Origin of the sequence: Fulvivirga kasyanovii (genome assembly GCF_009711405.1) — a bacterium.
Lineage (GTDB): Bacteria > Bacteroidota > Bacteroidia > Cytophagales > Cyclobacteriaceae > Fulvivirga > Fulvivirga kasyanovii.
The window spans coordinates 20,337-27,029 of sequence record NZ_SMLW01000614.1 but is presented as its reverse complement, the minus strand read 5'-3'; the positions used below and the strand labels follow the sequence as shown (position 1 = coordinate 27,029).

Genomic DNA, 6,693 nt, shown 5'->3' with positions numbered 1-6,693 from the left:
ATGTAGACATAATTCAAACCTGTGGCGGGGTTAACACCAACGGAAACATAGTAACCGGATGACCTGACTTGGGATGCATACGATTCAGCGTTTTGTCTGCTCTGATATGCTCCAACTATTACATAATATCCCGGAGCTAATTCCCCTGGTTTTATAATACGCTCTTCTTTCTCCGGTTCGGATACCTCATCCTCTGTTTCGGTATATGATTGACCTTCAAGTTCAGTTATGTATTCTTTTTGAACTACTTCTATCTCTTCCTCTTCCTCTTCCTCTTCCGGTTCTTCTTGTCGGTTATTCGTAGTTCTTGTTACTTTTTCAATTGGCTCTTCTTCTTTTTCCTCTTCCGGTTCTGTTTCAACCAATTCATTTTCTTTTATATCATCAATTTGGGGTGAAGGATCAGCTTCTTTACTGACAATAGTTTTGGTTTTCTGCCGTTTATTTTTGCCCAGTTTAATACTTACCTGAAATTCATGGGTTCCGTCACTCAACTCTGACGAAGTTGCTGCAGGTGCAAATTCGTAGGCATATCCCACTTTAATGAATTCGTTGATGTTGAAACCTACAAAGCCATTGGCTCCCTGTTCTTCTCTATATCCGCCTCCAACCCAGAAAAGGTTATCATAGGTTATGGCTGCCAATCCGCCTAACTGGTCAATAGATTTTTCATCACTTTGATAAAATACAGTGGGTTCCAGGGTTATTTTTTGGCCGATGTCAAACTTATAAGAGACTGATGAAAAGGTTAGTTTGGTTGCTTCGAGCCCTATCTCTTCAAAGTTTTCCTCCTGGGCAAACTGAGATTCCATCAATTGTGGTAAGGCAAAGCCTACCGTTAGTCTGTTCATCGTAAAATTAACACCAAATTGTCCCGAAAAATAGAAGCTCTTGTCCAGGGCATTGGCATAAGCAGGGTCATTGTCTACAAACTCAATCTCATTTCTGCCCACCCCGGCAGTAAGTCCAAATGATAAGCGGCTTGCAGGCCCCAGGTTGATATTGTAGCTTAACCCGGCAGTGGTTTCATAAGTGGTGAGCAGTCCCAGCTTGTCACTATATAGTATTAATCCCAAAGCCAGCCTTTCTGATAATGGCGTTTGAATATTCACATTAGTTGTCACAGGAGCTCCTTCTATACCCACCCATTGCTGACGGTGGTTAATATTGGCTTCCGTGTATCCGGATTGGCCAATAAATGATGGATTATAAAGTGCAGGATTAAAAAAGAATTGATTGTAGGATGGTACCTGTTGACCCAATGCACTTATAGTTGTTAGAAAAAGTAAGGTAATTAGTGATGTTGTGGTTCGCATGTTAGGTTTACTTCTTACTATCTTATCACTGTTATACTTCCTGATGCAGATGTTTTATTATCACATTTTAAAATGTAAAAATAAACTCCATCCGGTAACTCCTGGCCATTTAACCGGGCTTCCCAATTATTTTGGTACGAGGTGGCCTCATATACCTGAGAACCTCTTCGGTTATAAATGTACAGATGGCAACCTTCATATTTACTTAGGTCAGGGTCCAGCAACCATGTGTCATTTACTCCGTCATTATTCGGGCTAAACATTTTCATTGGAAATTCAAGGTCTCTCAATTGGGAGATAACTTCAATGTTAACTCTGTCGCTGCCGGAAAGGCCTTGATTGTCTGTAATGGTTAATTCAAAGGTATAATCTCCTTCTGCCAGTCCTGTAACGAGCAGGGAATCAGAGTCTGCTCCACTCACATTGACTGCGGCCCCGGTTATTTGAGTCCACAAATAACTTTCTGCAAGACCAGGGTTTACCATTTTTCCGGTCAGCAAAGTGCTGGTTTTCGGTAGAATGATGATTTGATCCTGACCTGCATCAACCGTTGGCGGTGTGTTTTCTATAACATCCGGTGATGTTACCACTACTTTTACATTGTCTGAGTCCGCAAGTCCTCCATCATCGGTTACTTCTAAAGTGAAAATATACACGCCCTCAATAAGTCCCGATACAGATAAGTCCGCCGTGTTGGCACCGGCCAATGCAGGGGTATTGGCACCACTGACCATAAACCAGTTATAAGCATCTATCACACCATCCGGATCTGTTCCCGAACCATTGATTACAACACTGTTGACCGGCAGTTCCAGGAACAGGTCTTCTCCGGCATTTGCCACAGGCGTTAAGTTAAATGAGGCAGGGAGGATACTTACCTTTACTTCATCGGTTCCTTCGGCCCCATCGTCATCGGTGACCGTAAGGCTGAAAATATAGATGCCTTCAACGAGATCCGAAAGGTTAAGAGTTGCCTGGCTCATGTCACTGAATGTGCCAGTTGGCCCACTGACTTTATCCCATTGGTACGAAACTATTGTTCCGTCAACATCATTTCCTACACCATTTAGAATAGCAGTATTGGTGGGAAGCTTTATAATCTGATCTGCTCCGGCAAATGCTGTAGGTGCAAGGTTGGTATTTTGAGGTAGGATAGTTACGAGTACATCATCAGAACCTACAGCCCCATCATCGTCAGTAACGGTAAGCCTGAATACATAGCTGCCCTCAACCATACCGGTTACTGTTAACTGTGGGGTGGTTTGGTCTGTTAATGTCGCTGCCGGGCCACTGATCTTGCTCCAGGCGTAAGATACCACGGTACCGTCAGCGTCGCTACCCGAACCGTAAATAATGGCTGAGTTTGTTGGCAATACCAGAGTAATGTTGGCGCCGGCATTGGCAGTCGGTGATTGGTTTATGGTAGCTGGTAAAACTGTAACTACCACTTCATCCGAACCAGTCTCCCCATCATCATCTGTTACAGTCAGCCTGAACTTGTAGATACCTTCCAAAAGATTACTGGCTGTCATTGTTGGGTTGGCTGTATTAGTCAGGTTTGCCGAAGGGCCACTGACTTTAGTCCAAAGATAGCTTGTAACCGCCCCGTCTATGTCGCTGCCTGAACCACTAATATTGATGGTATTTGTAGGCAGGATCAATGTTTTATCCAGGCCGGCATTGGCGGTAGGTTTCTGATTGACAGTTTCGGCCTGAACAATAACATTGACGTAGTCATCATCAGTCGCTCCGTCATCATCCTGCACGGTTAAATTGAATGTGTAAGTTCCTTCAACCAGACCACTTACAGTTACGGTCGGTGTTGCAGCTCCGGAAATGGTGGCTGCAGCCGGTCCGCTTATCTGGCTCCAGGAATAGCTTACTATTGTGCCATCAGGATCGCTGCCGGCACCTGCAATATTCGTGCTGTTGGTAGGAAGTACCAACGTAATATCGCTGCCTGCTTTTGAAGTGGGTGACTGGTTTACATCCTCCGGATTTACTGTTACTGTCACATCATCAGTGTTTGTGGCACCATCGTCATCAGTTACTGCCAGGGTAAAAACATAGGTGCCCTCCACCAGGCCTGACGCCGTAAGTGTTGAGGTAGTACTGTTGGCCAAAGTACCTGCTGACGGCCCACTTTTTTTAGTCCAGTTATAAGAGGCAATGGTTCCGTCAGCATCGGAGCCACTACCTGAAATAGTTACAAAGTTAGTAGGAAGCGTGATGGACAGATTCGGGCCGGCATTGGCAGTAGGAGGTTGGTTAGTGGCCTCAGGGTGTACCGTTATAATAGCCTGGTCTGATTTGGAACCTCCGTCATTGTCCGTAGCTGTAAAACGTAAGGTGTACGACCCTTCTGTTAAATTGCTTACAGTAACTGTAGCTGTATTCTGATTGGTAAGTGTAGCAACAGGGCCGCTGATGATACTCCAGGAGTAGGATGCTATGGTTCCGTCGCTATCACTTGCTGTACCGGTGAGGTTTACCGTATTCGTAGGCAATGTAACAGCCTTGTCCGGACCAGCATTAACCACTGGAAGTATATTGGATGCCGTTACCACTACTTCCACATCATCCTGAGCAGAATCCCCGTCATCATCAGTTGCTCTAAACCTGAAAATGTAGTTACCTGCAGTAAGGCCGGTTATGGAGATGGTGTTGCCACTAACGGTAAAAGATGCCGCCGATCCACTTACCTGCGTCCATTGTGTGGAAGCTATGGTGCCGTCACTGTCTGTCGCTGTACCAGTAATGTCCACGTTGTCAGTAGGTAAAACCAGGTTAACGTCGGAGCCGGCGTTAACAACAGGAGGAGTGTTCAATGCAGTTACGGTTACAGAAACATTGTCAGAACCTGAAGCTCCCTGATTATCGGTTACGGTGAGTTGAAAGGTGTAAACGCCTTCAATAAGATTACCCGCATTTAAAGTAGCAGTGGCTGCACCCGACAATGTTGCCGAAGATGGGCCTGATACCTGGCTCCAGGCATAGCCGGCGACCGTGCCGTCTGGATCTGTTCCGGAACCATTTAAAACCACGGAATTTGTCGGAAGTGTGATGCTCATGTTGCTTCCGGCATCCGCTACGGGGGATTGGTTTACTGTGGCGAGTGCGACATTGACTGTTGCTTCGTCAAAATGGCTGGCACCGTCGTCATCAGTTACGGTTAACCTGAATATATAAGTTCCGGCTACCAAATTGCTAGCCGTAAGTGTCGCTGTGTTTTGCCCTGAAAGGGTAAAAGTAGAAGGTCCCGAAGTTTTTGTCCAGGTGTAAGTGGCTATGGTGCCATCAGAGTCAGATGCAGACCCGTTCAAAACCACCGAATTTACAGGTAGAGTTATGTTCTTATCAGAACCCGCATTTGTAACAGGTGCCACGTTTGCAGGAACTGAAACCACCGTTACCTGTACAATATCAGTATCTTCCGCGCCATCGTCGTCGGTTGCAGTAAGTTGAAACTGATAAGTACCTTCAACCAGGTTTGATACACTTGCCGTTGCAGTACCAGCATTGGTGATCGTAGCCGTTGCCGGCCCACTGATTTGCTCCCAAAGGTACACTGCAATTGTACCGTCGGCATCAGTTGCACTTCCACTAAGATTTGTAGCGTTGGTAGGAAGCGTTAATGTGATGTCAGACCCGGCATTGGCTACAGGGTTTTGGTTAGCTGCTATAACGGTGACCAAAACATTGTCAGTTCCGGTTGCCCCATCATCATCCGTAACGGTAAGTCTGAATTCATAATTGCCCTCAACCAGGTTTGATAAACTGAGTGTAGCAGTATTTTGATTGGCCAAAGTTGCGGAAGGGCCACTGATTTGTGACCATGCGTATGAAGCTACCGAGCCATCGCTGTCACTGCCGCTACCGGCTAGCGTGGTGCTGTTGGTTGGCAGATTAATAGTTTTATCAGAACCGGCATTTGCCGTGGGAGGCGAATTTATAGCTGCAGGATTTACGATCACATTGATCTCGTCAAAGGCAGTTGCCCCATCATCATCGGTAACAGTGATACGGAATTTGTAAGTGCCTTCAACAAGGTTACTGACCGTTAGAGTTGCACTGGCGGCCCCTGAGGTTGTAGCTGCTGACGGACCGGACTGCTGCGTCCAGGCGTAGGTCACAATGCTTCCATCAGTGTCGCTGGCGGTACCTGTGATATTGGTGCTATTAGTAGGTAAAGTTAAGGTGATATCAGCCCCTGCATTTACCGTAGGTGCAACATTAACTGCCGCAGGATTTACAGTTACCGTTACATTATCGCTGGCTGTATTCCCACTGTTATCGGTTACGGTGAGCCTGAAAGTGTAGATGCCCTCAAGCAGGTTATTTGCTGTAAGTGTAGCTGTGTTATTATTGACCAATGTGGCTGATGGACCTGATATCCTGGTCCACGCATATGAAACGATTGTGCCATCCGGATCACTTCCGGATCCACTCAGGGTAATGCTATTGGTTGGGAGAGTAATGGATTGGTCAGGGCCTGCATTAGCTGTTGGGTTACCGGAGAGTGATTTTGAAAGCATCCATTCATAAAGGTTGGGATTATGATAAGTATGCCCTGTATTGTAGGCTCTACCCCAGGAGTTATGCCCAACACCTTCATAGGTGGTAAATATTAATTCGGCAGTCGGAACTGGTGTTGTACAGTCTTTTACGGCATTGAACATGGCAAGTCCACTCGCATAGCCAACCGTTTTATCCTGGTCTCCATGAAACGCCCAGAGGGGTATTTTCCTTTCGGAGATCACACATCCTTTGTTGGTGTCTCCCCAGGCAGCAATAGGAGAGATAGATGCCAGCTTGTTAGGATCATTAACAGACATGTAGGCGTATTTGTAAACTCCATTTGATCCGAGGCTTAAGCCGGTAAGGTGTATTTGATTTAAATCAACTCTATAGTTTAAGGGACCGTTGAGTACATAATTGAAAACCTCATCAATTAAAGAAACGCCCCATGAAGGCTTACTTCCGGGCAATTGAGGAGCAATAACTATGAAGCACTTTTCGACCCCACCAACTGTAAAGCACATGTTGTGGCCGTTTTTAATCTCTTTTGGAGGGCCGTTGGCTTTTACTTTTTCAAGGTCGGAGGGGGAACCACTGCCTTTTTCTCCGGCACCATGCAGGAATATCATCAAAGGATATTTTTTAGTAGGATTTGTTGCATAGTCCGGTGGCAAGTATTCCAGATAACCAGTGCCTGCGGTGGTCATTCTTGGGGTGAACTGCGCCAGACATAGCGTAGGGGTAAGTAAAAATGCTACTACCCAAAGCAGTAAGTTAGGTTTGGTTTTCATCGGGGTTAATAACTATTTGATAAATGCCAACAGCTATATCAATACAAGGTACAAAAAAACAAATTAAT

General features: G+C 45.7%; 2 protein-coding genes. Both read right to left on the bottom strand.

The window, feature by feature from the left end; genetic code table 11:
• Window positions 1–1,316: PorP/SprF family type IX secretion system membrane protein (locus E1163_RS19590; RefSeq protein WP_155174154.1), on the bottom strand; the 1,316-nt coding region annotated here is incomplete at its 3' end.
• Window positions 1,317–1,333: 17 nt separating this feature from the next.
• Window positions 1,334–6,625: a PKD domain-containing protein gene (locus E1163_RS19585; protein WP_155174153.1), complete on the bottom strand. Its 5,292-nt coding sequence runs from the start codon at window positions 6,623–6,625 to the stop codon at window positions 1,334–1,336.
• Window positions 6,626–6,693 lie beyond the last annotated feature (68 nt).

Excerpts from the sequence above, each read along its gene's own strand:
- E1163_RS19585 (WP_155174153.1), bottom strand. The coding sequence starts at position 6,625 with ATGAAAACCAAACCTAACTTACTGCTTTGGGTAGTAGCATTTTTACTT.